This window comes from Chryseobacterium sp. II3a (assembly GCF_057815135.1).
Map to the genome: position 1 here is coordinate 173,005 of NZ_JBYPZJ010000003.1, position 26,099 is coordinate 199,103.

The window sequence follows — 26,099 nt, forward strand, 5'->3', positions numbered from 1 at the left end:
AATGAATTCTGAAAAAGAAACTTTCCAATCCAAACAATATATCTCAAAATCTATATATTACAGATTTTCACAATTCGTGGGCTTTTTGCTTGGGGCGCGTTTTTTTGTAGCAGCGCTCTTAACATTCGCCCTGTACGTTTCCACCTTTTTTCTGTTTAATCAGGAAGAATCTTTCAGAAATTTTGTATTTGATTTTAAAGTACACGGTATTATTTTTTGTACGGTTTTGACGATTCTGGCTGGTGGAATCATCAATCAGTTTTATGACTTGGAAAAAGACCATATTGTAAAACCTTTCAGAACCAGGATTCAAAGCTTCATCAAACAGAAGTATTTTTTATACGCTTATTTGGGATTAAGTGTTATTTCATTGGGCGTAGCTTGGATGATTTCTCATAATGTCTTTATCTTTTTTGTAGTATATCAGTTTTTTATGTGGCTTTACAGTCACAAATTAAGCCGTATACTCATCCTGAATAATCTCACTTTTGTAAGTCTTACCTTATATCCTTTTTTTGGAATGATGGTGTATTACGAAACTTTCTCCAAGAAGGTCTTTCTAATGGCTGTATTTCTTTTTTTGATTCTTCTATGTATTGATATTGTAAAAGATACCCTTACCAGAAGTGTGGACAAAACATTTGGATATACCACCATTCCTAATTATTTTAAAAGCCGGAATACGAAGATTATTCTTATATCTTTACTCTTGATAACAATGGCCGTTTCTATGAAAATCATTACCAAAACCGGAGTTTCCGGATTTATGGCATACTACTTTGTAGGGGGCTTATTTGTGATGATTCTTTGTATCTATCTTTTTCTAAATTCAACCAGAAAAAGCAACTTCCTCACGCTTAGTATATTACGATTATGGGTGTTTGTAGGAATTATATCCATGCTTTTAAACGGAATTGAACATAAATTATAATAAAAATTCTTTAAATAAACTAAGGTTATTATTACCTTTGCGTAACTAAATTTAATAAATAGGAATGCCCATTTTTAATGATACTAAAGTTGCATTTGCAGACAAGACAGATGCACAGTTGAGAAAGGCTTACTGGATGTTTAAAATGATTGAACAGCCCGCTCTTACCAGCCTTGGAACATCCGTTCTTAATTTTACAGTACATAACAACTTTCCATTCGTTACCGGAATTGTAAAAAGCACCTTGTTTGCACAGTTTTGCGGTGGAGAAACCCGTGAGGAAAGTATGAAGGTTGTAAAACAGCTTTTCAAGAGAGGAGTTGGAAGTATTTTCGATTATTCCATTGAAGGGAAAGAAGATGAAGAAACTTTTGATGCAGTATGTAAGGAGATCAAAGATATTGTAAGATTTTCAGTAGGAAATCCGGCCATTCCTTTTATCGTATTCAAGCCTACAGCATTTGGAAGAATTGATCTGTATGAAGCTGTGGGAAAAGGAGCTGAGCTTACAACCAGTCAGAAAGAAGAATGGGAGAGAGTGGTAAGAAGATTTGATGAAGTATGTGCTCTTTGTCATGAAAATGACAAAAAAGTAATGGTAGATGCAGAAGAAACCTGGATGCAGGATTCTGCAGACCAGCTTTGTGAAGAAATGATGGAAAAATATAACCAGGAAAAGCCTATCGTTTGGAACACCATCCAGATGTACAGAACAGGAAGACTGGAATATATGGAAGCCAATCTTCAGAGAGCAAGAGAAAAGAACTATTTTATTGGGTATAAGATCGTTCGTGGAGCTTACATGGAGAAGGAAAGAGCCAGAGCAGCGGAAAAAGGTTATCCAGATCCGATTCAGCCTACCAAAGAAGCTTCGGATAAGAACTATAATGCAGGAATTGATTTCGTAATGAACCACCTGGATAAAGTATCTGCATTCTTTGGAACTCACAATGAGATCTCTTCTGAATTGATTATGGATAAAATGAAGTCTAAATCTTTAGAGAATGGGAATTCACATGTTTATTTTGGGCAGCTTTACGGAATGAGTGATAATATTTCTTTCTATTTATCTGATAAGGGCTATAATGTGGCTAAATATCTTCCATATGGACCTGTAAAGGATGTTGTACCATATCTTACGAGAAGAGCCCAGGAAAACACCTCTGTAGCCGGACAAACCGGAAGAGAATTAGGACTGATTAAAAAAGAATTGGAAAGAAGAAAGCAACAGTAATAATATTACATCAAAATAAAGAAGACCCGCAGAATATGCGGGTTTTTTATTTGAGTTATTTTAATAAAAAGATGTTATTTATTGTAGATTTTATAATTTCAATAAAATTTCAGGAATTAGTAATTAAAGATCTAATTCTATTTAATGTTAATTATTTATTAAAATAATTTAGTTTTTATTGCAAATTTGGTTTTAAATTTTTATATTTGATTAAGCTATAAAAAACTAGTGCATGAAAAAACATCTGCCACGATTCTCCTATGGTGTGACAGAATTTTCTTACTTCGGAAGAAATTGTATCCCCTAACAGATTCGTCACAATTCCAGTATGTATTATAAGTAAATAATGGGTCTTAAAAAAGATTAAATACATCTCAGGAATTCTCTAAAATTTAAAAACAAATAAAGCAAATAGCTTTAGTTTTCTTCTTCAAATATTTTTTAGCCTGACCATTTTCTTGGTCAGGTTTTTTATAGATAGACTTATTTCCGGTGATAAAAAATAGCAAAATTAATATACATTTTTTCGCAGATCGAGCAGAAAACATGGGTTGATAATATGCGTAATTTGCGAAATCAGTGAGAGAAAACCAGTCTAATTCTAGAGAATATTTGATCAAATAATAAGGTAAATATCTGGAAAAACTCAACAAGATGTATATATTTTCTCGCAGATTGATGCAGAAAACAAAGGTTAAAGATCTGCGTAATTTGCGAAATCAGCGAGAGAAAATCAGTCTAATTCTAGAGAATATTTGATCAAATAATAAGGTAAATATCTGGAAAAACTCAACAAGATGTATATATTTTCTCGCAGATTGATGCAGAAAACAAAGGTTAAAGATCTGCGTAATTTGCGAAATCAGCGAGAGAAAACCAGTCTAATTCTAGAGAATATTTGATCAAATAATAAGGTAAATATCTGGAAAAACTCAACAAGATTAGTATATATTTTCTCGCAGATTGATGCAGAAAACAAAGGTTAAAGATCTGCGTAATTTGCGAAATCAGCGAGAGAAAATCCGTACAAATCTACAGAATATTTCATCGAATAATAAGGTAAATATCTGGAAAAACTCAACGAGATTAATATTAAATTTCTCGCAGATTGAGCAGATAACACAGATTTAAAATCTACATAATTTATAAAATCAGTGAGAGAATATTGATAGAAATCACGATTGCCTAAAAGTTAAGGCTCAAAACTCTCGAATTTTCCGTTTTCATAGAACAAAACAATACGTTTTATTTTATTCATTTGATTTCCAATAACTTGACTCAGTATTTCTTCATGTGAATTTTCTAATCGCTGAGAATCCGATATTTTCTCAGGAGCTTTATCTTGGGGCGGTATAACTGATTCTCCAGAAGCTGTCAGAGGAAGATTTGTTTCGGTTTCATCCGCTCCAAAGTTATCATCTTCATTGATCATGGTGAAAAGATCGGGTAGTGGAGTTGTTCTTACCTGATCTTCTTCAGGCTGCTCATCTTGAATTTTTATTTCAGGTTGTTCTGACTTTAGCATTTCACCTTCACCTGTAACCAGCCAATCCCAAAGAAGTTCAGGAAAACGAGATTTTATTTTTATGATAAACTCTAGTGAGGGTTTATTTCTTCCGGATGTAATATGCGAAATTGAGGAACGCTGTACGTCAATCTCATCTGCAAATTCAGAGGGAGTAAGTCGGGAATACTCTATAACTTTTGAAATTCTTTCGTTTAAACTCATAAAAATAAGCCTTTAATTATTTTACAAATGTAACTTATTAAATTTACAAAAGCAAAATACAAATGTAAATAAATTGAATGATTATAAATATACAATTGTAAAAAGCGCATAACCTATTCATACATAATTATTTAAACTCTAGTTACATTTGTACTATATTATTTACACATTAGATTAAATCAATACCTGGAGTATATGCTAAGGGCATTATTTCTGCTAAATGACCTTTAAAAATGTAATTTTTGACTGCTTAAGGACTGTTTTATGAGCTATTTTTATTGGATTTTATAATTTACATAGTTAACATACTAAAAACTTGTATCAAAGATCATTAAATCTCAAAAATAGCGTTGTAATAGCATACAAAAGGGATTATACAAATGTACATAAGTAAATTTACCTTGTAAAATACCATTTAATGAACATTTTTAGTTCTATTTACAGGTATATAACATTAGATTAACAAAACTAAATTTCCATTTAGTTCTAAATCTCTTTTAAAAATTAATTCAGGGACAAATTCTAGAAATTTTTAATATTTTTCATGGTTTTACATTTGTATATGATGGATAAATACTATATTTTCAACATTCAATATGTTTGAAAAAAATATGCTCATTTGGCTTAAAATAGGGGTTTGTTTACTTCAAGTATTCTTAGAATTAGTATTTAGATAAATTCCATAACTATCTGAAATTAAATAAATTAAATATATGGTATTAAATTATTCGCAATCCACAATTTTATCAACAGACAATTTGGCAATACCAACTGTTTAACAATGTTACTTATGTTAATGAACAAACAATGAGTAAAAATCCGTTTTTAACTTTTGTAAACTGAATTCTGTTTACAAAAATTTCAATATTTTTTCCTGTTTTTGCTCTATTTACAAATGTTAATATTTATTGTATGCCTTAAAATGGCTAAATTTGATTCCAGTAAATTATTTTCCAGCAATGAACTTTGAACATATTTATTCTTTGAACCCCGATTTCTCAAATCGCTATATTTCCCCTGAAAAATTATTTTCTTACCTACATACGAATCTCAGCGATTATATTCAGGAGATCGGAACATCATATTTAGAGAAGCCGATTTATCAGTTAAGCATCGGAACCGGTAACACCCAAGTATTAGCCTGGTCACAAATGCACGGAAATGAATCCAATGCCACACACGCCATGCTTGATCTTTTAACAAGCCTTGATAAAGCTCCTGAAATGAAGGAAGACCTATTCAGTAAAATCAGATTAGATTTTATCTTTATGCTTAACCCTGACGGATCTGAAAGATGGACAAGACTCAATGCCGTTGATATTGACCTTAACCGCGATTTCCATAACGAGGCGAGTAAGGAGATTAAGTTTCTGAAAAGAGCAGCTGCTTCAAAGAAATATGACTATGCCTTAAATCTTCATGAGCAGAGAACCATTTTCACAACAGATGGTATTCATCCAGCTACTCTTTCCTTTCTTGCTCCTTCTGAAAATGTAGAACGTACCATTACAGAGAATAGAAAAAAATGCATGGCTGTCATTGGAAATATTTATACTCATTTAAAGGAAATGATTCCTAATCAAATTGGCAGATATTCTGATGAATTCTATCCGACTTCAACGGGAGACAATTTTATAAAAGCAGGCATGCCTACCATTTTATTTGAAGGCGGACATTTTGTAGATGACTACACCAGAAAAGGGACCAGAAAATATTATACGATTGCTTTATACTATGCACTGAAAGCAATTAGTGATTTGAACTCAGATAGTACAGGCTGGGAAACTTATCTTGATATTCCAGAGAACAAAGAGACTCATTATGATATTATCTACCGAAATGTAAAACTCAATACGGAACATCAATGCATTTTGGATATCGCTGTTCAATATAGAGAGGTGAAAGAGGATGGGAAAGATGAAATCTCTTTTATTCCTTTTGTGATGGAAGCGGGAGATGTTAAAAAAAGAAAAGGCTGGTTAGAAATAGACTGTACAGGAAAGAAATTTATTTCTGCCAATAAATATCCGAAGCTGGACGCTGTAGTGGATTTTACGATAGAAGATTAAAAATTTCGGCAACCCAAAGGGTTGCCGAAATTTATTTTTATACTTTTCTAAAACAGAAAATTGGATCACACCACGAGACTAGAAATCTGGTTTAAATCTCTACCATCGATAAATTACAGATTATCTTTTCCTCAATTTTTAAAATTTACGTAATCTGTAAAATCTGTAAGAGATTCTGATATTTTCTTCAATAGAAGAAAACCCTTAGTTTACCACTTTAATTCCGTTTGCAACGAATCTTATTTCTTCCTTAGGTTGAGTAATAGCATCAATTTCAGATTGAGGTTTCTTAGCATCTTCAGCATAGTGTTTTTGTTCATCCACAGAAATTACTTTTCTTTCAGCATTTCCTTCTAAAACGACATTCTTACCTTTTAAAGCTGTAGGTACAAAGAAGGCATAATCTTTCATTTTTACAAAAAACTGCGAGTTATCATCTGTCTGAATGGTTAACCAGCATCCTTTTTTCTCACATACATCGGTTACCTTTCCTTTGATAGCGACATTTTCCAGTTTTTTATTTTCTTTTTTAAGTTTCTTTCCCAGTTTATCTACTGTAATTGCTTTAGATTCTGTATTAGAAGCAACAGCTGCTCCATAGGTATCACCTACTAAGGCATTTCCTGCAGGTGGTGAAAACTTCTTTTGTGATGTTTCTTGAGCAAATGCTAATGTAGAAGCACTTGCAGCCATAGCAAATAGAAGAGCTTTAAATTTCATGTTTAATATTTTTTCCAAAAATACTAATTAAAATTGAATCATAAATCGATAAAAATTAATAATAAATTGATACTTGTGTAAAATTTTAATAAAATTCAAAATGAAAGGCAGATTTGTTTATATTTGACGCCTATACTTGACTATGCAGAAAAAACTGAAACTTTGGGATGCCATCATGCTTGTGATGGGATCTATGATTGGAAGCGGGATCTTTATTGTAAGCGCCGATATGATGCGGAATCTTGGCTCCGGGTACTGGCTGATTGTGGTTTGGATCATTACGGGTATAATGACTGTAGCTGCGGCAATAAGCTATGGAGAACTTTCTGCTCTGTTTCCAAAGGCTGGCGGCCAATATACTTATCTGAAAGAGATCTTTGGTAAAAGGATGGGATTTCTTTATGGCTGGGGATTGTTTACGGTGATACAAACCGGAACTATAGCTGCCGTGGCAATGGCTTTCGGAAAATTTACAGCTTATCTGGTCCCTTCACTTAATGATGCTACCCCTATTTTCCAAAGTGGGGAATTCAAGATTACATGGATACAAATTTTAGCTATTGCTGTTATACTTCTGCTTACCTATATCAATACAAGAGGAGTAGAAAGTGGAAAGTTTTTGCAGAATATTTTTACGGGATCTAAAATCATTGCATTACTAGGACTAATTGCGGCTGGATTTATTCTGGTTGATTTTTCTCATTTATCTGAAAATTTCAGCCTGGGAATGGATTCTTTTAATAATCTTAAAAAAGACGTGAGCGGTAATTTCCTGAAAGAAGGCTGGGAACCTATTGGAGGAATGACTTTAATGGGAGGGATTGCTGCAGCGATGGTAGGCTCGGTTTTTAGTTCTGTAGCGTGGGAAAGCGTAACGTTTGTTTCTGGAGAAATTGAGAATCCGAAGAAAAATGTTGTGAAATCAATGATTTATGGGACTGCTGCTGTAATGATTTTGTATATCGCTGTTAATTTTGTGTATTTAAATGCATTGGATAGAGATAGTATTGCTTTTGCTGCTAATGATAGAGTTGCTGTTGCGGCTTCTCAGAATATTTTTGGAAGTGCCGGAACTATTATTATAGCTGTATTGGTAATGATTTCTACTTTCGGATGTGATAACGGATTGATTTTAGCAGGAGCAAGAGTTTTTCAGACAATGGCGAAAGATGGAATGTTCTTTAAATCCGCAGAAAAAAATAATAGAAATGAGGTACCAGAAAATGCATTATGGATGCAGGGGATATGGGCATCTTTATTATGTCTGAGCGGGCAGTACGGAAATCTTTTGGATATGATTTCATTTGTCATTGTCCTGTTCTATATGATTACAGTTTTCGGAGTAATTTATTTGAGAGTTAAGAAACCTGCTTTGGAAAGACCTTATAAAACATGGTTGTACCCGGTAACCCCCATTATATATCTTATTATAGGAACTGTTTTTTGCATCCTATTATTAATATATAAACAGCAATATACATGGCCAGGATTTGTACTGGTATTATTGGGACTGCCGGTATACTATTTCATCAATAGGAGAAAAGCAGATCTGTAGATTAGCATAATGAATATAATATAGATAATGGTTTCAGGGCTTTCAATTCAGTTTGAAGGCCCTAACTTTTGAATAATATTTTAATTTATTATAACAATTATTTAGTGAAAATGTGTATTTTGGTATTTCGTTTTTAAAGTAAACGGGACCATGAAGTAAAAAACAAAAAGTTATGGATACACCAAATTACAGAATGCCCTTTGTACCGTCCACATTAATGACAGAAGGGGGAAGTATCGATACCTGCGATATGGGGGAGAGTATTGCCCACAATATTATGCTGCTGATCACCACCAAAAAAGGAGAGAACAGATATGATGAAAACTATGGAAATGATGTTTGGAACCTGGAATTCGATAACGGAGTAACCAGTGCCATCTGGGAAAATGTTTTTGTCAAAAGTCTGAGAAGGCAGATCCAGGAATATGAACCAAGAATTGTGCAGCCTCAGATCGATGCCAATATTCAATTTGTAGAGCACAGTTACGATACCAAAGAACACACCGAAATCAAAAAGAAAGTAAGAATTGCCATCAATGCCAAAATGGAGGAAACAGGAGAACGTTTCAGTTTTTCAACAGAGCTGTTCCTGAGCCCAATGTCTATTGATTAAAATTTTTAACTACAAAAAAAATTATGAACCTAGATCAGAATATTTATTCCAAAGAATCTGTAAAAGCAAGAATGCTTCAGAATGCTACTAAAGTATGGGGATTGAAAAGTCCGCAGTCTTTAGATCCATTTGTAAAATTATTAATAGATGCATTCAGTACAGAAGTTTTTAAAGCGAATAATGAAATACAGACAGTCAATGCCCGAATTCTTGAGAAACTGGCAAAACTGTTAACTCCATCTATTTATACTCATCCTATTCCGTCCCATGCAGTTGCTTTCACGCAGCCTTATGATTCTACGGAAGTTTTATTGGAACACACAGAATTTTTCTTTCGAAAGCAGATGACCTCCACAGTAAAATCGGAGTCGGATAAACAGCTGAATATTCCTTTTACTCCAGTGGGGAATGTAAGAATCAATAAAGTACATACTTCAGTTATGTTTGTAGGGAATACCTGCTACAGTATCGATGATAGATTCAATAAAATTCCGATTTCAAGATTTAACGGGAGACCTGAAGACTACAGAAAGGTAACCGTAGGAGTGGATGTAAGTAAATATGTGAGCGAATATTTCCCTAAATATATGAGCATATTCTGCTCTAATCCAGCATTCGAACATCTGGATTTCGTCTATAAACTATTACCTTACATTACAGTTTCAAGTAATGGAAACCCTTTGTTTGTAAGAGAAGGATTAAGCTATCTTACAGAAAGTACTCCTGATGGCTATGAGCAGATGTTTAAAGAACAGTCCATCCGAAGTAAGGTCATTGAAGATATTAAAAGTATCTACCGTCATAAATTTATAGAGATCACAGGACTTTCCAGTAGCTTGTTCTCAGAACCGGGACAACTTCCACAAAATCTAGACTTCCTTGCCGGAAAAGAAGAGATTGTAAAATATCTGGATAATAAACGTTATTTATGGCTTACTTTTGAGTTTCCACCACAGTTCTCAGCAGAAATTTTGGATAATTTCTCATTTGTATTGAATGCTTTCCCGATCTATAATAGAGGCTGGAAAAAAACAGAATACAGTCTTGATATCATGGGAAACAACATTCCTTTGGTAACAGATGAAGGAGAACATTTCTTATATGTAGATGAGGTACAGGATGGAGATGGAAGAAAATATACTGAAATACCATTTACTCCTGCTGATAATCTTAAAAAAGGATTGTATACGGTGAGAAAAGGAGGGATGGAACGCTTTACCAACAGAAATGCAGTAGATATGATTGCCAATGTTCTGGAACTGACAAGAGATGAGATCGCAGCATTCTCCCTTTTAAACAGAGATAATGTGAAAGGAGTTCTTAGCGAGATGTCGGACAAGATGAAATCTATGGTACAGAAAGTAAACAATGCCAAGAGAAACATCAGACAGGAACTGAACTACGTGATTATGGAACCTGTTGAAAAAACAGATCATACCTATGCATCTTTCTGGATCACCCATTGTACATTAGCCAATCACATGCGTCCGGGGACAGAACTTTCTAACCAGTTGAAATCCCAAACGGTTGTGCTGCTGACAGAAACATTAGGTGGTGCTGAAGAACAAAAAGGAACTGACAGTATTCAGGCTTATAAATATGCATTGACAACAAGAGATAAAATTATTTCTCTTGAAGATGTCAAAAACTATTGCCGGATGATCTTAAAAGATGAGCTAAGAGAAGTGAGGGTAAAAAGAGGAACCATGATTAGTAACAAACCTAAAGAAGGTTTTGTAAGAACCGTTGAGGTTGAAATTGTTCCCCAGAATTATTCTTTCTACGGGAGAGCTTATTGGGAAAATATGGCAAACATTACCAGAAATCAGATTATTGCCAAAGCGATAGATGGTATTGAATATCTGGTAAAAGTAACCAATGAAGACGTAGAGTTCCAGGATATGTAAATTAAAATAGTAAAACAAGAAAAATATGAAGAAGATTATTGTACTTGCAATGGCTCTGTCTTTAACTGCTACAGTAGTAAGCTGTAAAAAGGATGCAGGGAAATTTGGCAGCACGGTTTTAGACATGGGCAGCGAGGCAGATGCCAATGTTATTATTGATTTTAATAACAATTTTATAGACTCTTATAAAAGTACCTCCAAGCATATTGACAGAATTTTAAAATATGCGGACGCGGCAGTAGCCAAGTCAAAAGGAGAAAATGTATTGATTATGCCTATTACATTGAGCTCAATGGATTACTCCTTGTCAAAAATTAAAGAAATTCCGTCAGGATTTGATAAGGAAAAGGAAGCTATTGAAAAAGAATTCAATATTTATAAGGCTAAAAAAGAAAATATAGACAAAAAGATGGAAGAACTGAAGTCCTATATGACTTCAGAAGACTATAAAGATGATAAAGGAGCAAAAGCAGAAGCGATCAGAAAAGAAATTGAGGGTGATGTAAATGCTTTTTATGCAGCCGGAGAAAATATTATGACCAGGATCAAACCTGCTACAGATGCTGCAGAAGAAGTTATTTTGAAGGATCATCCCATGAAAGAATATATTATTTCTTCTAAAAATGTGATGAATTCACTAGATTCTGTGATTGATCTTTTAGGAAAACAATATTCCGGACAATTCAATGAAGCAGAAGCTCAGAAAAAGTATGATGAATATGCCAAAGCAGTAGAGGCTAATTCCAAACTAAACTTTGATGTAAAAGACAAGCAATATTCTTATAAAAAGTCCCAGTTTGAAAGTTTCAATAAAAATGCGTCTAACTTTTTAGATCTCTACAGAAAATTGATCCGAGATGCTAAAGAAAAGGGAAAGATCCAAGATAATGATATCCAGCAGATCGATTCCTCTTATGAAAGTGTGTTAGGAGCCTACAATTCCTTTGTGAAATAATTTTTGATTTGTTGCAAGATCAACAATCAATTTTAAAATATGAAATGCCGTAGACAATACGGCATTTTTTATATAGAGTGTACAAAATAGTAATGCGTGGTAAGTTTGCAATAAATGATAAAGGCTTAATTTTAAGAATAACCTTATTGGAAAAAGGAATAGGAAAAAGATAGTCTTTGCGCTGATACTTACGATATCGATTTTAACGCTCAATCCCTATTCCTTGTTTTCTAAAACCGAATAGAACGCTGTTTAGGTAAAATTCTCTTACCACGTTGGTTACAAGAAAACAAATTTCCAATAAATTAAAGAATATTTCTTATGGCAAATTTAGAGAAAAAAGTAATTGGAGTAGATGTTAGCTTGAAAATGCTTACCCTTAATTACAAGGATTCAGATGGAGTAATAATAGTACGTAATATTCCTAATCTTAAAAAAAGATATTTTAGGTAGTCTTAAGTTTTTTGACAAGAAAGAGTATAAGATTATAGTAGAAGCAACAGGAGCCTACAGCAGTAAAATTTTATATTTTTCGTATGAATTAGGTTTCGAAGTAAGTATGGTAAATCCAGTAAGTATAAAAAGATATGGTGAACTGAGGAATCATATCAGTAAGACTGATTCTGAAGACTCCAGACTGATTCGTGAGTATGGTGAACAGGTAGAATTTAGACCCTATACTCCTAAAAGCATGACTTTGGAGTACCTTGACCAGGAATTAAATCTTTGGCATGATCTGGAGCAGGAAAAAATAAAGTATAGTTTGAAGCTTAAAGCGCTTAGACAAAAAGCATTATGCAATAGAGAAACGATAAAACATTATGAACGAATCATCAGGAATCATGAATGTGAGATAAACAAAGTAATGATCCGAATGTCAAAGCTTCAAAATGAAGAATTAAAAAGCGATGTAGATCTGTTGAGCAGTATCTCAGGAATTGGAGAGAAGACAGCCTTACTATTGCTGGTAGCAACTAATGGTTTTAAAAATTTTGTGAGTGCTAAACAAATATCCAAATATTTTGGAGTAGCTCCCCGTCTTTATGAGTCAGGAACTAAAAAGAAAAGCCTTGGGAAATGTCGGACGACAAAAAAGCATGTAAGAAGTATTTTATATGTATGTTCTTGGACAGCTATGAGGTTTAACAATCAATGCAAGGAACTATATGAGAGAATTTTGTCAAAAAACAAATCAAAAAAAGTAGCATTGATTGCTGTGTGCAATAAATTACTTAGACAATGCTTTGGGATAATGAGAAACAAAATACCTTATCAGAAAAATTATTTACAAATAGCTACTTAATTTTTTAGCATTTTTATTTGCAAGTTAACATAGAACGTTAAAAATTAAATTATTTAAATGAAAAAATTATCCCTTTTTATATCCATTTGTCTTTTAAGTTTTCAGCTAAAGAGCCAAACGATTCAGGATTTAAAAAGTAAAATCAATACTATCATATCTACGAAAAATGCAACCGTTGGAATCTCTTTAAAAGGAATTGAAGATAAAGATACACTGAGCATCAATGGAAATAAAACAATGCCAATGCTGAGTGTTTTCAAATTCCATATTGCATTGGCAGTTTTAAATCAGGTAGATCAAGGGAAATTAAAACTAGATCAGAAGTTCTTTATTAAAAAAGAAGAATTATTACCTGAAACATGGAGCCCGATAAGAGAAGAATATCCGGAAGGAAATATGCCTTTGACATTAGATCAATTATTAAGATATACCGTTTCTCACAGTGATAATAATGGTTGTGATATTCTGCTGAAGATAGTAGGGGGCGCTTCGGTTGTACAGAAATTTATCAACCAACAAGGCATTAAAGATTTTACCATCCGATTGAATGAGCAGCAAATGAATACTTTTGAATCCTACTTTGTAAATACATCAACTCCTTTAGCTACAACCAGCCTTTTAGAAAAATTCTACAAAGGGAAAGTATTAAAAAAGGAGACTACAACATACTTATACCAGATCATGGTAGAAACGTCCAGAGGATTAACCTGGATGAAGGCAGGCTTGCCGGTAGGAACAGAATTAGCTCATCGCACAGGAATCTCAGGAAGAAATGAACAGAATATAAGAGCTGCGATGAACGATGTAGGAATTGTAAAGCTTCCCAACGGAAAACATTTTATCTTATCCGTCTACCTTAAAAATATCAATGAAGAAATGAAAGACACAGAAAAAATCATTGCAGATATCGGAACTGCTGTTTGGGAATATTATATAAACAAACCATAAAGACTTTAGAAGAAGATGAAAAATGTCATTCTGAAAGGAACGAAGTGAAATGAAGAATCTAAATAAGGCACAAAGCTCGTTCTCTATCGAAAAATAATGACTAAAGCAGTACATAATAATCAGCATAATCATAACCTCCACAATCATCTGTGAAAATCAGTGTAATCTGTGGGAAAATAAATTCAATAGAAACGGACTTCAGCCCGTTTTATCATTTTAAGTTTATCCATAAGCTTTAGCTAAAACCTATAAACAGCATTTATACAAATATTGAGATAAGATTAAGCAGAAATAAACTACCATTATAAAAATTTTAACCCCCTCATAATAAAAAAAATTCCATAAAATTCCGTAATTTTGCACGTTGTGATTTTCAGGCAAAGTCACTCCAAATTATGAGCAAATCAACAGAATATATAGAAGTTTACGGAGCACGTGAACACAACCTAAAGAATATTAATGTTAAGATCCCGCGCAATGAACTGGTAGTAATTACCGGGCTTTCCGGGAGTGGAAAATCTTCACTGGCTTTTGACACTATTTTTGCAGAAGGGCAGCGTCGTTATATAGAAACATTCTCTGCTTATGCCCGCCAGTTCCTGGGTGGATTGGAGCGTCCGGATGTAGATAAAATTGAAGGACTTTCACCCGTTATTGCCATTGAGCAGAAAACCACCAATAAAAATCCCCGTTCTACTGTAGGAACTGTTACAGAGTTGTACGACTTTCTTCGTCTTTTGTACGCTAGAGTGTCAGATGCTTACTCATTGTCTACAGGGCAGAAACTGGTAAGTTATACTGAAGATCAGATCCTTGATACCATTAAAGAAAACTATAAAGGAGAAAAGATTATGTTACTGGCTCCTGTAGTACGTTCCAGAAAAGGACATTATCACGAGCTTTTCGTACAAATGGCTAAAAAAGGATATGGACAGGCTAGAATTGATGGTGAATTACAAGATATTGAATACGATTTAAAACTTGACCGTTATAAAACCCACGATATTGATATTGTTATTGATCGCTGGATCATCGGTGAAAGTGCTTCTGAGGGCAGAATGGAAAAATCGCTCCGTACCGCAATGGAAATGGGCGAGGGAATCATCGGAATTCAGAAACTGGGAAGCACAGATATTGAATATTTCTCTAAAAACTTGATGGATGCTGAAACAGGACATTCATTGGCATTACCGGAACCGAATACTTTTTCATTCAACTCTCCAAAAGGAAGCTGTCCGAATTGTAAAGGATTAGGTACCATCAAAAAGATCAATACAGATTATTTCATTGATAATCCAAAACTGTCTATCAATCAGGGAGGTTTACTGCCATTGGAAGATATTAAATCTAATAAATGGATTCTGGCCCAGATCAAGAATATTCTTGAAATTTTCGGATTGGGAATGACCACGCCATTACAGGATATTCCGGAAGAAGCTTTAGACTATATCTATAACGGATGTCATAAAGAATTCAATAAGGACCTGAAATATGCAGGAATTACCAAGAAGATCAAGATCAGCTTTGATGGTTTAATTGCTTTCATGGAAGAGATTATAGATGAAAGAGAATCTTATGAAGCTATTTTACTGGAAAGACACTTCACTACAGAAGAAACATGTCCCGAATGTGGTGGAACCCGTCTTCAACCATCAAGCTTAAGCTTTAAAATTGATGGAAAAAATATTGCTGAGGTAAACGGATTAAGCTTAGCAGATTTAAAAGAATGGCTGGCGGATGTTAAAGATAAATTCTCCGAGAAAAATAAAATCATTGCTCACGAGATCTTAAAGGAAATTGAAACCAGGCTTCAGTTCCTGTTGGATGTTGGATTGGATTATCTAAGCTTAAGCAGAAGTTCAAAAACACTTTCAGGAGGAGAGTCACAAAGGATTCGTCTGGCAACACAGATTGGGTCCCAACTTGTGAACGTTTTATATATCCTGGATGAACCAAGTATTGGACTTCACCAAAGAGATAACGAAAGACTGATCCATTCCTTGAAGAACCTTAGAGATATCGGAAACTCTGTTTTAGTAGTAGAACACGATAAAGATATGATTCTTGAAGCTGATGAGGTATTGGATATTGGTCCGAGAGCCGGAAAGTTCGGTGGTGAAATCCTTTGGCAGGGAAAACCAAAAGATCTTTTAAAAGCAGATACCATCACCGCTCAGTATATCAACGGAAAAAGGAAAATTGAAATTCCTGCTGAAAGAAGAGCGGGAAGCGGCAAAAATATTATTCTGAAAGGAGCTACAGGAAACAATCTGAAAAATGTAACCCTGGATATTCCTCTAGGAAAATTGGTAGTAGTGACCGGAATTTCAGGAAGTGGAAAATCTTCTTTGATTAACGGAACATTATACCCGATCCTTAATAAACACTTCTACAGAGCCGTTCAGGAACCTTTACCCTACAAAAAGATAGAAGGCCTTGATAATATTGATAAAATTGTAGATGTAGATCAGACGCCGATCGGAAGAACACCACGTTCAAACCCGGCGACGTATACCGGAATGTTTACAGATATCAGAAACCTTTTTGCAGAATTACCTGAAAGTAAGATCCGCGGGTACAAACCGGGAAGATTCTCTTTCAACGTAAAAGGCGGAAGATGCGAAACCTGCCAGGGTGGTGGATTAAAAGTAATCGAAATGAACTTCCTTCCGGATGTATACGTTCATTGTGAAACCTGCAACGGAAAACGTTTCAACAGAGAAACCCTTGAAGTGCGTTACAAAGGAAAATCCATTTCCGATGTATTAGATATGACCATTGATGAAGCCGTAGATTTCTTCCAGCCGATTCCAAAGATCTTTGCGAAAGTGAAAACTCTACAGGATGTAGGATTGGGATACATTACATTAGGACAGCAGTCTACAACTCTTTCAGGAGGAGAAGCACAGCGTATTAAGCTGGCGACCGAATTGGCAAAAAGACAGACCGGAAATACCCTGTATATCCTTGATGAACCTACAACAGGATTGCATTTTGAAGATGTAAAAATTCTGATGGATGCCATCAATCAACTGGTAGAACTAGGAAATTCATTCATTATTATTGAACACAATATGGATGTCATTAAACTGGCGGACCACATTATTGACGTAGGACCAGAAGGAGGAAAATACGGTGGACAGATTGTAGCACAGGGAACTCCCGAAGAAATTGTAAAGTCTAAGAAAAGCTTGACAGGAAAGTTTTTGAAGAGAGAATTAGAGTAATTAGCTTTTATGAAAATATTAACACAAAAGAGTGGGAGAAATAAAAGCTATTTTGAAATTCAGGAAGATGGAGTCTTGATAAAAAATGGTTTTATCAAAGAGTTACATGAATATAAAGTACATTTCGCAGATATTTATGATGATGAAACCGTTTTTAGAAAGAAAAAAGATTGGGTATTGGTATTGATTGCCGTATCTATGACATTTAATTCAATATTGCTTACGATTGTTATCAATCAATCTTATCATCTTTCGGGATCATCAGGAATGATTGTTTTTGTTCTTGCAATGTGTCCAACTCTTATTGTTGGCGGGCTGTGTAATAATGAATTTAGAGCAGAGAGTTCCAAAAGTCTTGCAGCAGCAAAACCAATTAATTTTTCCTATTCAAAAAAAGAAAAAGAGGAGGTTGATGCCTTTATTGCTGAAATCAAGAAGAATAAGAAAGATTATTATTTGAAAGAATATTACAGAGTAGATAATTTGATTCCTATCCAGACACAGATAGCAAGGATTCATTGGCTTTATGAAAGTAAATATATTACAGAAAATGATGCTCAGTTTATCCTTGACGAACTTGAAACTCAAAGAATCATCAGAGGAGTCTAATATATCTCGATATATAATGAATCATACAAAAGAATTTGCGAAAGCAGATTCTTTTTTTATTTTTATCCCTCAAATCCAAGCTATTTAATCATGAAAAAATATATCATCCTTTCAATATTTCCATTTCTCTTATCCTGTAAAAAAGAGAAAGAAGTGTATGCTACTACAGGAACAACTGTTCAGAAAAAAGATAGTCTTACAGCAGTTGAACAAGAATATACATTAGAGAAGAAGACTGTTTTCGGAGTATATCAGCTAACCAATAAAGATATAGCAATCTGTATTCCCGTTCAGTTTGGTGATTCTGATGATCCCTTATCAAAAAAATATGAAAACTTCCTTGTTAAAGATTCTATTCCCTGGATGTATGGCAGGGATATGAAGGACTATAAATATTATGATACTCTATCTGTAGGTCCGCTATACTACAACAAAAGGTTTGAAGACACCTTTAAAAAAGAAATGAAAAACTCATACTTTGTCTACGGAACCAAATCTTTCCAGCAAAGTACAGTTAAAAAGGTGGTTTTCCAGTCTACAGAATGTGGAAACGATTATATCGCTTATATCCTGAATGTTGATAAAAACTTGATCGGTAACCCAGTTATTGCTTCGGAAAAAGAGATTCCGCTGAAATATGGGAATAGCTATTCAGAAATTAATAAGTCCATCAAAAAATCTGCAGCTAAAGAAAGTACAGAAAACAACTATGGTTTCGGAAATTACAACCCCATTGTTTACGGAAACTATAAAAATCTGTATTTCACTTATTATGATGATTTCAAGTGGTATGATAAAAAATCAGGTTCCAATTGCCAGTTTCCTGAAAGAGCAGTTTTTGAATCTGATAGCAAAGGGAAAATGAAACTGCTTTGGAGTTCTGAACTGGATCTTTTAGGTTTGCCATGCCTTTAATATTCGAGGTTTTTAGCTTTTTTGAAGTTTAAGGATAATTATTAAAATAAATGATAAAGAATTGAATATCAATACATGTAACCATTATAATTTTCTTTAAAGAAGATATATTGAATAGATATTTTAGTTAAAAAAGTGTAAATAATGAAAATTTGTAGTGTAAAATTATAATAATGCACAACGATATTCGTTTTATTTTTACAAAACCATAAAATTAGAACTATATGAAAAATTTAAAAAAACTGACTAAAGTAGATTTGAAGTCAGTGTATGGAGGACAGCCAAAACAATATTGTACATATTGCGAATGGGCAAACAAAGTATTCTGCAGTGAAATTCCAATCGTTCAGTGCCCTTAAAAAATCAAGCCGCTTTTTAAGCGGCTTTTCTATTGTTTTGAATATTGGATGAAATCTGTCAAACTTGATTTAAGATCTTCCGAATTGGAGAGTTTTTTATCGAAAGTGATATTATCTATTCTCCAGCCTGTATTGTCGATATTTACAAGATGGATCTTATCAGTCCATAATACTTTGGGGGAAACCAGATTATATTCAAACTGCACAAATGCTTCTGCTGTTTTATCATGTAGATTAATACTTTTGATAGAGTAGCCGTTATAGCCTTCATATAAACTTGAAAAGATAGCCCCTTCAAAGATCAGAGGTTTCTCATCCGGATGATCGCTGTTTTTTACTTTTTCAATATCTGCTTTTGAAGCATTGATTGCGTCTTCTAATGTTTTTTTCAATTCCGGAGAAAATAAATCATTCGCGATGGGTTTATTATATACCGCTTCATTAGATTTCCCATATTGGCTGTAAAGCTGATTTATTGTTTCGGTAATCTGTTGCTTTTCTGCGAATGGTGTTGTTGTATTACAGGCAACAAAACAGAAGATGAAACTTACAGAAAGAAGAAGTGATCGTATCATATGGTAAAGAATATTTTTTTTTAAAATTCAAAAGATGTACCAAGTCATGAGTACCTGAAGAACATTTGTAGTATCTTAAAATAATATTATATATCTCTTAATGTTGATTTAATGTGGGATATTTTCTATATTTGTCATTATTATATCAGAATAACACAAATATAAGGCATGAAAAAAAATACAGTTTCAGAACGTGTATCCTTTACTGATGGATACCGTGCTCCTGATAACGCTCAGGCAGTGAAAGAGAATAATACGGCAGGAATCAACCGGATCGTCAAGCTTTCTGCAATCATCAATGGCGAAATCATTTCCAGTTTTAAACATTTTAAATTAAAGCAAAGCGCTGTAACCCATCACGAATTTGAATTAATATTGGCTCATGATGCCTTATCCGAAAAACAGGGGCCTCAGCTGGAACAGGCCAATGCATTTTTAGGAAAACGTCTTACTATCAAAATTGCTTACAAGGATTTCGAAACCAAAAACAGTCCTGAAAGAGTTTTCGTAGGAATCATTACCAAGGTGGGGTTCAGTCAGGAAGCTCATAGTTTGGGAAATATTGTTTTAAAAGGTTTCAGCCCTACCATTCTTTTAGACGGATCTCCGCATACCCAGAGTTTTGGAGGATCACAGCCTGTCAATACGGGAATTATAGCTGATGAGGTTATTAAACAGGGAATAGATCCGTTTTGGTATGATTTCAGGGTAAATGCTAAAGCTTCATCACAAATTGTCTACAGTTCCCAGTACAATGAAACCCATTATAATTACTTATGCAGATTGGCAGAAGCCTATGGGGAACAGTTTTTCTATGATGGAGAAGTACTGCATTTCGGAAATATGCCGGCTCCGGCAGCACCTCTTGAGCTGATAAGCGGAAGTAACGTCTCAAATATTCATACTGAACTTAGAGCAATCCATACCCAACCTGGTTATTATGGATACAACAGCAGTAAAAACACCATGTTGACTTCAGGGGAAACTCCTTTAAAACATATAGGAAGTCTTGCTCAAACTGCTTATTCAAATAATGAAGGTATTTTTAAAACCCCTTCACTTCAGTCGGCTCCCATCAGGGCAGCTACCGATATGGATGTGGTGAATTCCCAAACGGGAGCATGGGGAAGTAAAGGTGTAGATGTATTTGTTGTATCTGGTGATACCACAATGCCGTTTCTATATCCCGGATGTACCGCAGATCTTTACCTGAGAAAACCTGATTCCAGCAAAACCTGATATTTCACAAAGTTGATGATGACAGAGGTTACCCATGAGATTGATACCTTAGGCCATTATAAAGGGAGCTTTGAAGCCATTGCTTCTGATACAGGATTCATCCCGAAACCAGAATTTACAACCCCTTTTGCAGAAACACAGCCAGCCGTAGTAATTTCCAACGAAGATCCTTTGGGACAGGGCCGTGTAAAAGTAAAATTCCTGTGGCAGCTTAATGAAACAACAGATTTTATCAGGGTAATGAGCCCAGATGCAGGAGGAACAGATCAGATTACCCAAAACAGAGGCTATGTAGCTATTCCGGAAGTGGGAGACCAGGTAATGGTAGGATTTGTACATAACCATCCGGACCGTCCTTTTGTGATGGGTGGAATGTTTCATGGCGGGGTTGCTCTTGGCGGCGGTGTGAATAACCATTTAAAATCTATTCAGACCAGAAGCGGTATCCGTATTCTGATGAATGATGCTGAGGGAAGCGTAAATATTGTAGACCCAAGTGGTAACAACTATTTTATGGACGGTAAAGGAAACATTACAGTATCTGCCCCTAATGATATCAACTTCAATGCAGGAGGAAACCTCAATATTAATGTAGGACAAAATATGTCTACCAGTGTTGGAATGAATAAAACAGATACGGTAACGATGAATCATAGTGAAAGTGTGGGGATGATAAAAACCTCTTCAGTGATAGGAGATTCCCAGGTTTTCATCACAGGAAAACTTACAGAGTTTATAGAAGGAGATGTGCACAGCGAAGTAAAACAGGAACGTAATGAAATTTCAAGAAAAGAAATGAATTTCAGTACTGAAGAAAATTTTACAAGCCATACGAAAAGCTCGATCTATATGAACAGTGGCGAAAAAGGTCATAACCACTAATATTTTTCCTATGAGCAGAACAAGAATTGTCAACGGGAAATATACCAAGGTAACCGAAAAAGGATATAACCTGTACTCTGAAGGAAATACCAATATCAATGCATTAGGTTTGAATAATCTGAATGCAGATAAAGATATTCATCACGGCTCCGCGGTGGAAAAAGCTCCGGCGTATCAGCCTAAAGACTCTGTAAATGTTTTTATCGGGATGTTTTTTGATGGTACCGGAAATAACAGGTATAATTCTGATAAAACCTATTACAGTAAGATCAACTCCGGGGAAACCTATTATAAAAATGATACCGTTCCCCAGGAATATTATGAAACCATCAAAGATCCCAAAACCGGAAAGCAGAAAAAGATTAAAATCTCAGACCGCGACAGTTACTGGAATCCATATTCCAACGTTGCCAAACTGTTTGATCTTTATAAAGAGAAATTAGAGGCTGCTAAAGATGATGAATATCCGGAATATGGGGAATATGCTATTTTAAAACAATATGTAGAAGGCATAGGAACGAAACAGGATAAAGAAGATGATATTGCAGGTTCTTGTGCTGGAAGAGGAGATTGGGGAGTAATCGGCAGAGTAGAAGAAGGGATTAAAACTGTAATAGATAATGAGTTTAAAGGTATTTCTAAAAATAAAAAAATTAATAAGATTGTATTTGACGTATTCGGATTCAGCCGGGGAGCTGCAGCAGCAAGACATTTTTGTAATGAAGTAAAAAAATCTGTAAAATATGATACTGTAATGCGGGATGAAATGGATATCAAAATGGGACGTCCTAAGATATCTTATGTCTCTGTACATGCAGGTGGCCTTTTTGGGAAAAGATTGGCAAAGGCGGGATATCAGCCTGTTGGAGACACTTTTTCCATAGAAATCCGTTTTCTGGGGGTATTTGATACGGTAGTTTCCGATATGGTGGTGAAAGAAAATATTGGCTATAAAGTTGCGGGTGCTTTGATTACAAATCCTTTAACTGTTCCTTACAGTATTGCGGCATTTTTGGGACAGGCTTCACTTCAGGATATCAAAACGAAAGTATCAGGATTGGGGATCAAAAAGATCTTCCATATTACCGCCCATAATGAATGGCGGAAAAATTTTGCGTTAACTCCCACAGAAGAAGGGTATACAATATCAATGCTGGGCGCCCATTCGGATATAGGCGGCGGCTATGCTCATCTGGATAAATATACTGCTGTTTTGGATTATTTTGATGTGAAAGTAGGGGACGATAAAATCCTTAAGGAAAAAGAAAAAATAAGACAGTTTTATATCAACCAGCGCATCTCTACAGACAAAGAAATTGTATTTAGAAATACATATGATCATGTAAAAGAAACAACAGTAACGAATGCAGGAGTGGGAACACGGGAGATCAAAGCAGAACCGGATTTCCCGGATAAAGAAAAAACTGTACCCACAAGTCCATATTTTCGAATATTCCAAACCAAAGAATCAGATCATTATATTCTGGAAGATTCCCGGTATATATCAAATAAATACAGCCTAGTAGCAATGAATATGATGTTGCAAAAAGCTATTGATAATAAGGTGCCTTTTTATGATGATTATAAGATAGCGAATCCCAAAGTTCCCCATGAATTTGAATATGAAATTCCTGAGACAGATAAATATAAAGTATTGAAACAATATATGGATCAAATGCTGGAGGAAAGTAAAAAAGAAGGAGTTGGAAATTATACAATATCTTCAGAAATATATCAGCATATCTGTAACCATTATATCCATCTTTCTGCTAACTTTGGAGGGCTCGCTGCAATAGGTATAAAAACAGGAGACCATCATCTTTTGGAAAGTGTAGGTTTCGTTAACCAACCAGTCGCTCCTAAGGTGGATAAAGATGGGAATATTTATTATGAGAGAGAAAAATGGTACCCTTAGATAAGAATGTATGATAAAAATAAATAAAATAAAAAACATAGCACTATTCTTACCAAACTTATTGTTATTAATAGGCTGTGAGCCCAAGGATAAATTTGAATGGAATGCAGGAATCTCCGCACCTATCTATTATGGAGCATCAGGTCCATTTGTAGAATATTTTTATCAAGGAAAAAGTATTGCTGGGGCTTCTGCTGGGGGAATAGAACCTGGTTGGGGGTTAACGAGCGGAGGGTATACAGGTGGTGATATTTATAAATCTGTTCCGGATAGTATATCAGTAAGCTGGATTTGTGATGCAGATGGAATTCAATATAAAGTTGGTCATAAATTACCAAGAGAAGAAATGCTCAACTTGTTTAAAAATAAAATAGTAGATTCTTATGGTGAGAAATTGTTTTATAGTCAAATAGTTGCAGGTTTTGCACCAGGAGGTAATGTAACAGTTTGGATGAGAAGGGGAGGTTCAGGTACAGAGGTTACTCATTTTAAGGCAAAGAATGTGGGAATATGGAAAGAAAACGATGAGAGTTATAAAAAATATGTTGAAGAACATGAAAAGGTATCCGAGGGTTTTAAAATTGCCAATATATATCGGTACTTTCATGGTATTCCCTATTCAATTTGGGAAAAAGGCGAAAAAACGTACAAATATGATATAGGATTTAGCAGTGAAGAGAATCGTGATTTTTACGAATCAGTAACAGCTTTTTCAAAAGATGGCAGCTATATATTTTTAAATGAGAATCAGTTTATTATTCCTTATAAGGATTGGCTGTCTAATCATATTACGGCTGGAGTAAAAGAAGGCAAGCTGCCAGTTCATACAGTAGTTCAATGGATCTCACAAGATGATAAACAATGGTATAAAGGTGAGATTGTTTTCCCTGCAGATTTCCAAAATACTTTTGAGTCATTTTATCAAAAAAATAAAAACGTCCATATTGTGTACGTGATGGATAAGTTAAATCCTTCTGAAAATTACACATTTGGAACAATATGGCTGCAAGGCTCTACTTCAAAAGAACGTATTATGAGGTTTCGATTAGCTAAGCTTAATAATGAAACTAGAAAATATGATGTTTCAAAATATACTCTTCCCAAAGGATTTGTAATCCCCAAATGGGAAGGCAGAATCCCTCTCCAAAAGCCAACAGATTTAGAATATTGGCAGGAAGAATAATATTTTTTTAATATGAAAAAAATAAAAAACATAGCATTATTCTTACCAAACTTATTGTTAATACTAAGCTGTGAGCCCAAGGATAAATTTGAATGGAATGCTGCATGGTCAGCACCTAAGTTTTATGGAAATGGTGGTCCATTTGTTGAATTTTTTTATCAGGGAAAAAGTATTGCTGGGGCTTCTGCCAGTATTGGTGCAGATCCTGGTTGGGGTACTACTAGTGGTGGTTACGCAGGAGGAGATGTTTTTAAGTCTGTTCCAGATAGTGTTTCTGTTAAGTGGATATGCGCAATAGATGGTTATCGGTATGAAGGTGGATCTAGGCTTCCCCAAGGTAAAATGTTGAGCTTATTTAGAAATGGCTGGAATTCTATGGGAGAAAAAGAAAATTATACTCAGATCATTGCAGGTTTTGCACCTGGAGGTAATGTAGCAGTTTGGATGTCTGGGCAAGGAAATAATAAAGAAATAATAAACTTTAAGGCTGTAAATAAAGGAGTTTGGAAAGAAAGTGAAGAGGCAGAAAAAGTTGAAAAAGAGATTCTCTCCTCAGCAAAATTTATTAATTCAGAAGTTAATATATATCGTTATTTGCATGGAGTACCTTATTCAGTTTGGGAAAAAGGCGAAAAAACATACAAATATGATATAGGCTTTAGTAGTGAAGAAGATTACAAATATTCAATCACTTATTACTCAAAAGATGGAAGTGTCTATTTTTTAGATTCTACACCTTATTTTTTAAAATGGTCAAATCGTTTTATTAGTTATCCAAAAAATCCTGATCCATCGCATCTGCTAAAACTCCCTGTGCAGATGGATTTGATCTGGCATTCTTATGATAAAGAATCCCGATGGTTTGAAGGAAGTGTAGTTTTACCACAAAACCTTCAGGCAACCTTTGAAAAAGGTCATTATGATCGAATGATTGTGACCATTCCTAAAGATACAGGAGGAGATTTTGTTGAAGGAGTTATCTATTTTGTAAACAAGCAAAAACAAGATGAGGTAATGCATTTTCGTTTAGGAAGGTTTAATGATGAACAGAAAAAACTGATGTCACCAAAATACACTCTTCCTAAAGGATTTGTAGTCCCTAAATGGGAAGGCAGAATCCCTCTTCAAAAGCCAACTGATTTAGAATATTGGCAGGAAGAATAAGGTAGTATTTTCAAAATATGACTTTTGCTGGTAGCAGCATAAAGAAATACTTTTCTCATCAATACCA

At 34.6% G+C, this 26,099-nt stretch carries 21 protein-coding genes; 18 read left to right on the plus strand and 3 right to left on the minus strand.

The annotated features are described in order from the left end of the window. Window position 1: 1 nt before the first annotated feature. Window positions 2–931 (plus strand): UbiA family prenyltransferase, encoded by a 930-nt coding sequence (locus AC3HD6_RS09315; RefSeq protein WP_488896080.1) that lies wholly within the window; start codon window positions 2–4, stop codon window positions 929–931. Between the two features lie 64 nt (window positions 932–995). Further along, the gene (locus AC3HD6_RS09320) at window positions 996–2,165 is read left to right on the plus strand and encodes a proline dehydrogenase family protein (protein ID WP_488896081.1); all 1,170 of its coding nucleotides are present in this window, start codon (window positions 996–998) and stop codon (window positions 2,163–2,165) included. A gap of 1,192 nt (window positions 2,166–3,357) precedes the next feature. Here the strand turns inward: AC3HD6_RS09320 and AC3HD6_RS09325 are convergent. Continuing rightward, window positions 3,358–3,894, minus strand: a complete 537-nt coding sequence (locus tag AC3HD6_RS09325; protein WP_488896082.1) for a helix-turn-helix transcriptional regulator — start codon at window positions 3,892–3,894, stop codon at window positions 3,358–3,360. 959 nt (window positions 3,895–4,853) lie between these two features. On the opposite strand from AC3HD6_RS09325, the gene AC3HD6_RS09330 reads away from it, so the two are divergent. Next, entirely contained in the window at window positions 4,854–5,963 is a 1,110-nt protein-coding gene (locus tag AC3HD6_RS09330) for a M14 family zinc carboxypeptidase (protein WP_488896437.1), read from the plus strand. A 204-nt stretch (window positions 5,964–6,167) separates the two neighbouring features. On the opposite strand, the gene AC3HD6_RS09335 is transcribed toward AC3HD6_RS09330, so the two are convergent. After that, window positions 6,168–6,683: a DUF4920 domain-containing protein gene (locus AC3HD6_RS09335; RefSeq protein ID WP_488896083.1), complete on the minus strand. Its 516-nt coding sequence runs from the start codon at window positions 6,681–6,683 to the stop codon at window positions 6,168–6,170. A gap of 142 nt (window positions 6,684–6,825) precedes the next feature. Between AC3HD6_RS09335 and AC3HD6_RS09340 the strand changes: the two genes are divergently transcribed. The 10 genes from AC3HD6_RS09340 (at window position 6,826) to AC3HD6_RS09385 (ending at window position 19,074) form a co-directional block, all read left to right on the plus strand. Beyond that, window positions 6,826–8,238: an APC family permease gene (locus tag AC3HD6_RS09340; RefSeq protein ID WP_488896084.1), complete on the plus strand. Its 1,413-nt coding sequence runs from the start codon at window positions 6,826–6,828 to the stop codon at window positions 8,236–8,238. 172 nt (window positions 8,239–8,410) lie between these two features. Then, window positions 8,411–8,851, plus strand: a complete 441-nt coding sequence (locus AC3HD6_RS09345; protein ID WP_045497241.1) for a GPW/gp25 family protein — start codon at window positions 8,411–8,413, stop codon at window positions 8,849–8,851. A gap of 23 nt (window positions 8,852–8,874) precedes the next feature. Then, complete coding sequence (locus AC3HD6_RS09350) at window positions 8,875–10,758, plus strand: type VI secretion system baseplate subunit TssF (RefSeq protein ID WP_488896085.1); 1,884 nt, start codon at window positions 8,875–8,877, stop codon at window positions 10,756–10,758. 25 nt (window positions 10,759–10,783) lie between these two features. Further along, entirely contained in the window at window positions 10,784–11,713 is a 930-nt protein-coding gene (locus tag AC3HD6_RS09355) for a DUF3829 domain-containing protein (RefSeq protein ID WP_488896086.1), read from the plus strand. Between the two features lie 520 nt (window positions 11,714–12,233). After that, on the plus strand, window positions 12,234–13,016 hold the full coding sequence (locus AC3HD6_RS09360) for an IS110 family transposase (RefSeq protein WP_488896438.1): 783 nt from the start codon (window positions 12,234–12,236) through the stop codon (window positions 13,014–13,016). 57 nt (window positions 13,017–13,073) lie between these two features. Then, entirely contained in the window at window positions 13,074–13,964 is an 891-nt protein-coding gene (gene bla, locus AC3HD6_RS09365) for a class A beta-lactamase, subclass A2 (protein ID WP_488896087.1), read from the plus strand. A gap of 395 nt (window positions 13,965–14,359) precedes the next feature. Then, on the plus strand, window positions 14,360–17,191 hold the full coding sequence (gene uvrA, locus AC3HD6_RS09370; RefSeq protein WP_488896088.1) for an excinuclease ABC subunit UvrA: 2,832 nt from the start codon (window positions 14,360–14,362) through the stop codon (window positions 17,189–17,191). A gap of 9 nt (window positions 17,192–17,200) precedes the next feature. Beyond that, complete coding sequence (locus AC3HD6_RS09375; protein WP_488896089.1) at window positions 17,201–17,800, plus strand: hypothetical protein; 600 nt, start codon at window positions 17,201–17,203, stop codon at window positions 17,798–17,800. 90 nt (window positions 17,801–17,890) lie between these two features. Further along, a complete protein-coding gene (locus AC3HD6_RS09380) occupies window positions 17,891–18,715 on the plus strand; it encodes a hypothetical protein (protein WP_488896090.1) in 825 nt (274 codons plus the stop codon). Window positions 18,716–18,939: 224 nt separating this feature from the next. Beyond that, window positions 18,940–19,074, plus strand: coding sequence for a bacteriocin-like protein (locus AC3HD6_RS09385; protein ID WP_084220996.1), 135 nt, complete (start codon window positions 18,940–18,942; stop codon window positions 19,072–19,074). Window positions 19,075–19,103: 29 nt separating this feature from the next. Here AC3HD6_RS09385 and AC3HD6_RS09390 read toward each other — a convergent pair whose 3' ends face one another. Next, a complete protein-coding gene (locus AC3HD6_RS09390) occupies window positions 19,104–19,649 on the minus strand; it encodes a hypothetical protein (protein WP_488896091.1) in 546 nt (181 codons plus the stop codon). 168 nt (window positions 19,650–19,817) lie between these two features. Here AC3HD6_RS09390 and AC3HD6_RS09395 point away from each other — a divergent pair, with 168 nt between their 5' ends. Genes AC3HD6_RS09395 through AC3HD6_RS09415 form a run of 5 tightly spaced genes read left to right on the plus strand, consistent with a single transcriptional unit; the run spans window position 19,818 to window position 26,032 of the window. Further along, window positions 19,818–20,888 (plus strand): contractile injection system protein, VgrG/Pvc8 family, encoded by a 1,071-nt coding sequence (locus tag AC3HD6_RS09395; RefSeq protein WP_488896092.1) that lies wholly within the window; start codon window positions 19,818–19,820, stop codon window positions 20,886–20,888. Between the two features lie 15 nt (window positions 20,889–20,903). Continuing rightward, on the plus strand, window positions 20,904–21,770 hold the full coding sequence (locus tag AC3HD6_RS09400; protein ID WP_488896093.1) for a phage baseplate assembly protein V: 867 nt from the start codon (window positions 20,904–20,906) through the stop codon (window positions 21,768–21,770). A gap of 10 nt (window positions 21,771–21,780) precedes the next feature. Further along, a complete protein-coding gene (locus AC3HD6_RS09405; protein ID WP_488896094.1) occupies window positions 21,781–23,685 on the plus strand; it encodes a phospholipase effector Tle1 domain-containing protein in 1,905 nt (634 codons plus the stop codon). A gap of 10 nt (window positions 23,686–23,695) precedes the next feature. Then, window positions 23,696–24,868 carry a DUF2931 family protein gene (locus AC3HD6_RS09410; RefSeq protein WP_488896095.1) on the plus strand — a complete coding sequence of 391 codons (1,173 nt, stop codon included), beginning with the start codon at window positions 23,696–23,698 and terminating at the stop codon, window positions 24,866–24,868. A 12-nt stretch (window positions 24,869–24,880) separates the two neighbouring features. Next, window positions 24,881–26,032, plus strand: coding sequence for a DUF2931 family protein (locus tag AC3HD6_RS09415; protein ID WP_488896096.1), 1,152 nt, complete (start codon window positions 24,881–24,883; stop codon window positions 26,030–26,032). Window positions 26,033–26,099: the final 67 nt, after the last annotated feature.

Excerpts from the sequence above, each read along its gene's own strand:
- AC3HD6_RS09375 (WP_488896089.1), top strand. The coding sequence starts at position 17,201 with ATGAAAATATTAACACAAAAGAGTGGGAGAAATAAAAGCTATTTTGAA.
- AC3HD6_RS09345 (WP_045497241.1), top strand. The coding sequence starts at position 8,411 with ATGGATACACCAAATTACAGAATGCCCTTTGTACCGTCCACATTAATG.
- AC3HD6_RS09385 (WP_084220996.1), top strand. The coding sequence starts at position 18,940 with ATGAAAAATTTAAAAAAACTGACTAAAGTAGATTTGAAGTCAGTGTAT.
- AC3HD6_RS09395 (WP_488896092.1), top strand. The coding sequence starts at position 19,818 with ATGAAAAAAAATACAGTTTCAGAACGTGTATCCTTTACTGATGGATAC.
- AC3HD6_RS09400 (WP_488896093.1), top strand. The coding sequence starts at position 20,904 with ATGATGACAGAGGTTACCCATGAGATTGATACCTTAGGCCATTATAAA.
- AC3HD6_RS09380 (WP_488896090.1), top strand. The coding sequence starts at position 17,891 with ATGAAAAAATATATCATCCTTTCAATATTTCCATTTCTCTTATCCTGT.
- AC3HD6_RS09330 (WP_488896437.1), top strand. The coding sequence starts at position 4,854 with ATGAACTTTGAACATATTTATTCTTTGAACCCCGATTTCTCAAATCGC.
- AC3HD6_RS09335 (WP_488896083.1), bottom strand. The coding sequence starts at position 6,683 with ATGAAATTTAAAGCTCTTCTATTTGCTATGGCTGCAAGTGCTTCTACA.
- AC3HD6_RS09415 (WP_488896096.1), top strand. The coding sequence starts at position 24,881 with ATGAAAAAAATAAAAAACATAGCATTATTCTTACCAAACTTATTGTTA.
- AC3HD6_RS09350 (WP_488896085.1), top strand. The coding sequence starts at position 8,875 with ATGAACCTAGATCAGAATATTTATTCCAAAGAATCTGTAAAAGCAAGA.
- uvrA (WP_488896088.1), top strand. The coding sequence starts at position 14,360 with ATGAGCAAATCAACAGAATATATAGAAGTTTACGGAGCACGTGAACAC.
- AC3HD6_RS09355 (WP_488896086.1), top strand. The coding sequence starts at position 10,784 with ATGAAGAAGATTATTGTACTTGCAATGGCTCTGTCTTTAACTGCTACA.
- AC3HD6_RS09390 (WP_488896091.1), bottom strand. The coding sequence starts at position 19,649 with ATGATACGATCACTTCTTCTTTCTGTAAGTTTCATCTTCTGTTTTGTT.
- AC3HD6_RS09405 (WP_488896094.1), top strand. The coding sequence starts at position 21,781 with ATGAGCAGAACAAGAATTGTCAACGGGAAATATACCAAGGTAACCGAA.
- bla (WP_488896087.1), top strand. The coding sequence starts at position 13,074 with ATGAAAAAATTATCCCTTTTTATATCCATTTGTCTTTTAAGTTTTCAG.
- AC3HD6_RS09325 (WP_488896082.1), bottom strand. The coding sequence starts at position 3,894 with ATGAGTTTAAACGAAAGAATTTCAAAAGTTATAGAGTATTCCCGACTT.
- AC3HD6_RS09320 (WP_488896081.1), top strand. The coding sequence starts at position 996 with ATGCCCATTTTTAATGATACTAAAGTTGCATTTGCAGACAAGACAGAT.
- AC3HD6_RS09315 (WP_488896080.1), top strand. The coding sequence starts at position 2 with ATGAATTCTGAAAAAGAAACTTTCCAATCCAAACAATATATCTCAAAA.
- AC3HD6_RS09410 (WP_488896095.1), top strand. The coding sequence starts at position 23,696 with ATGATAAAAATAAATAAAATAAAAAACATAGCACTATTCTTACCAAAC.
- AC3HD6_RS09340 (WP_488896084.1), top strand. The coding sequence starts at position 6,826 with ATGCAGAAAAAACTGAAACTTTGGGATGCCATCATGCTTGTGATGGGA.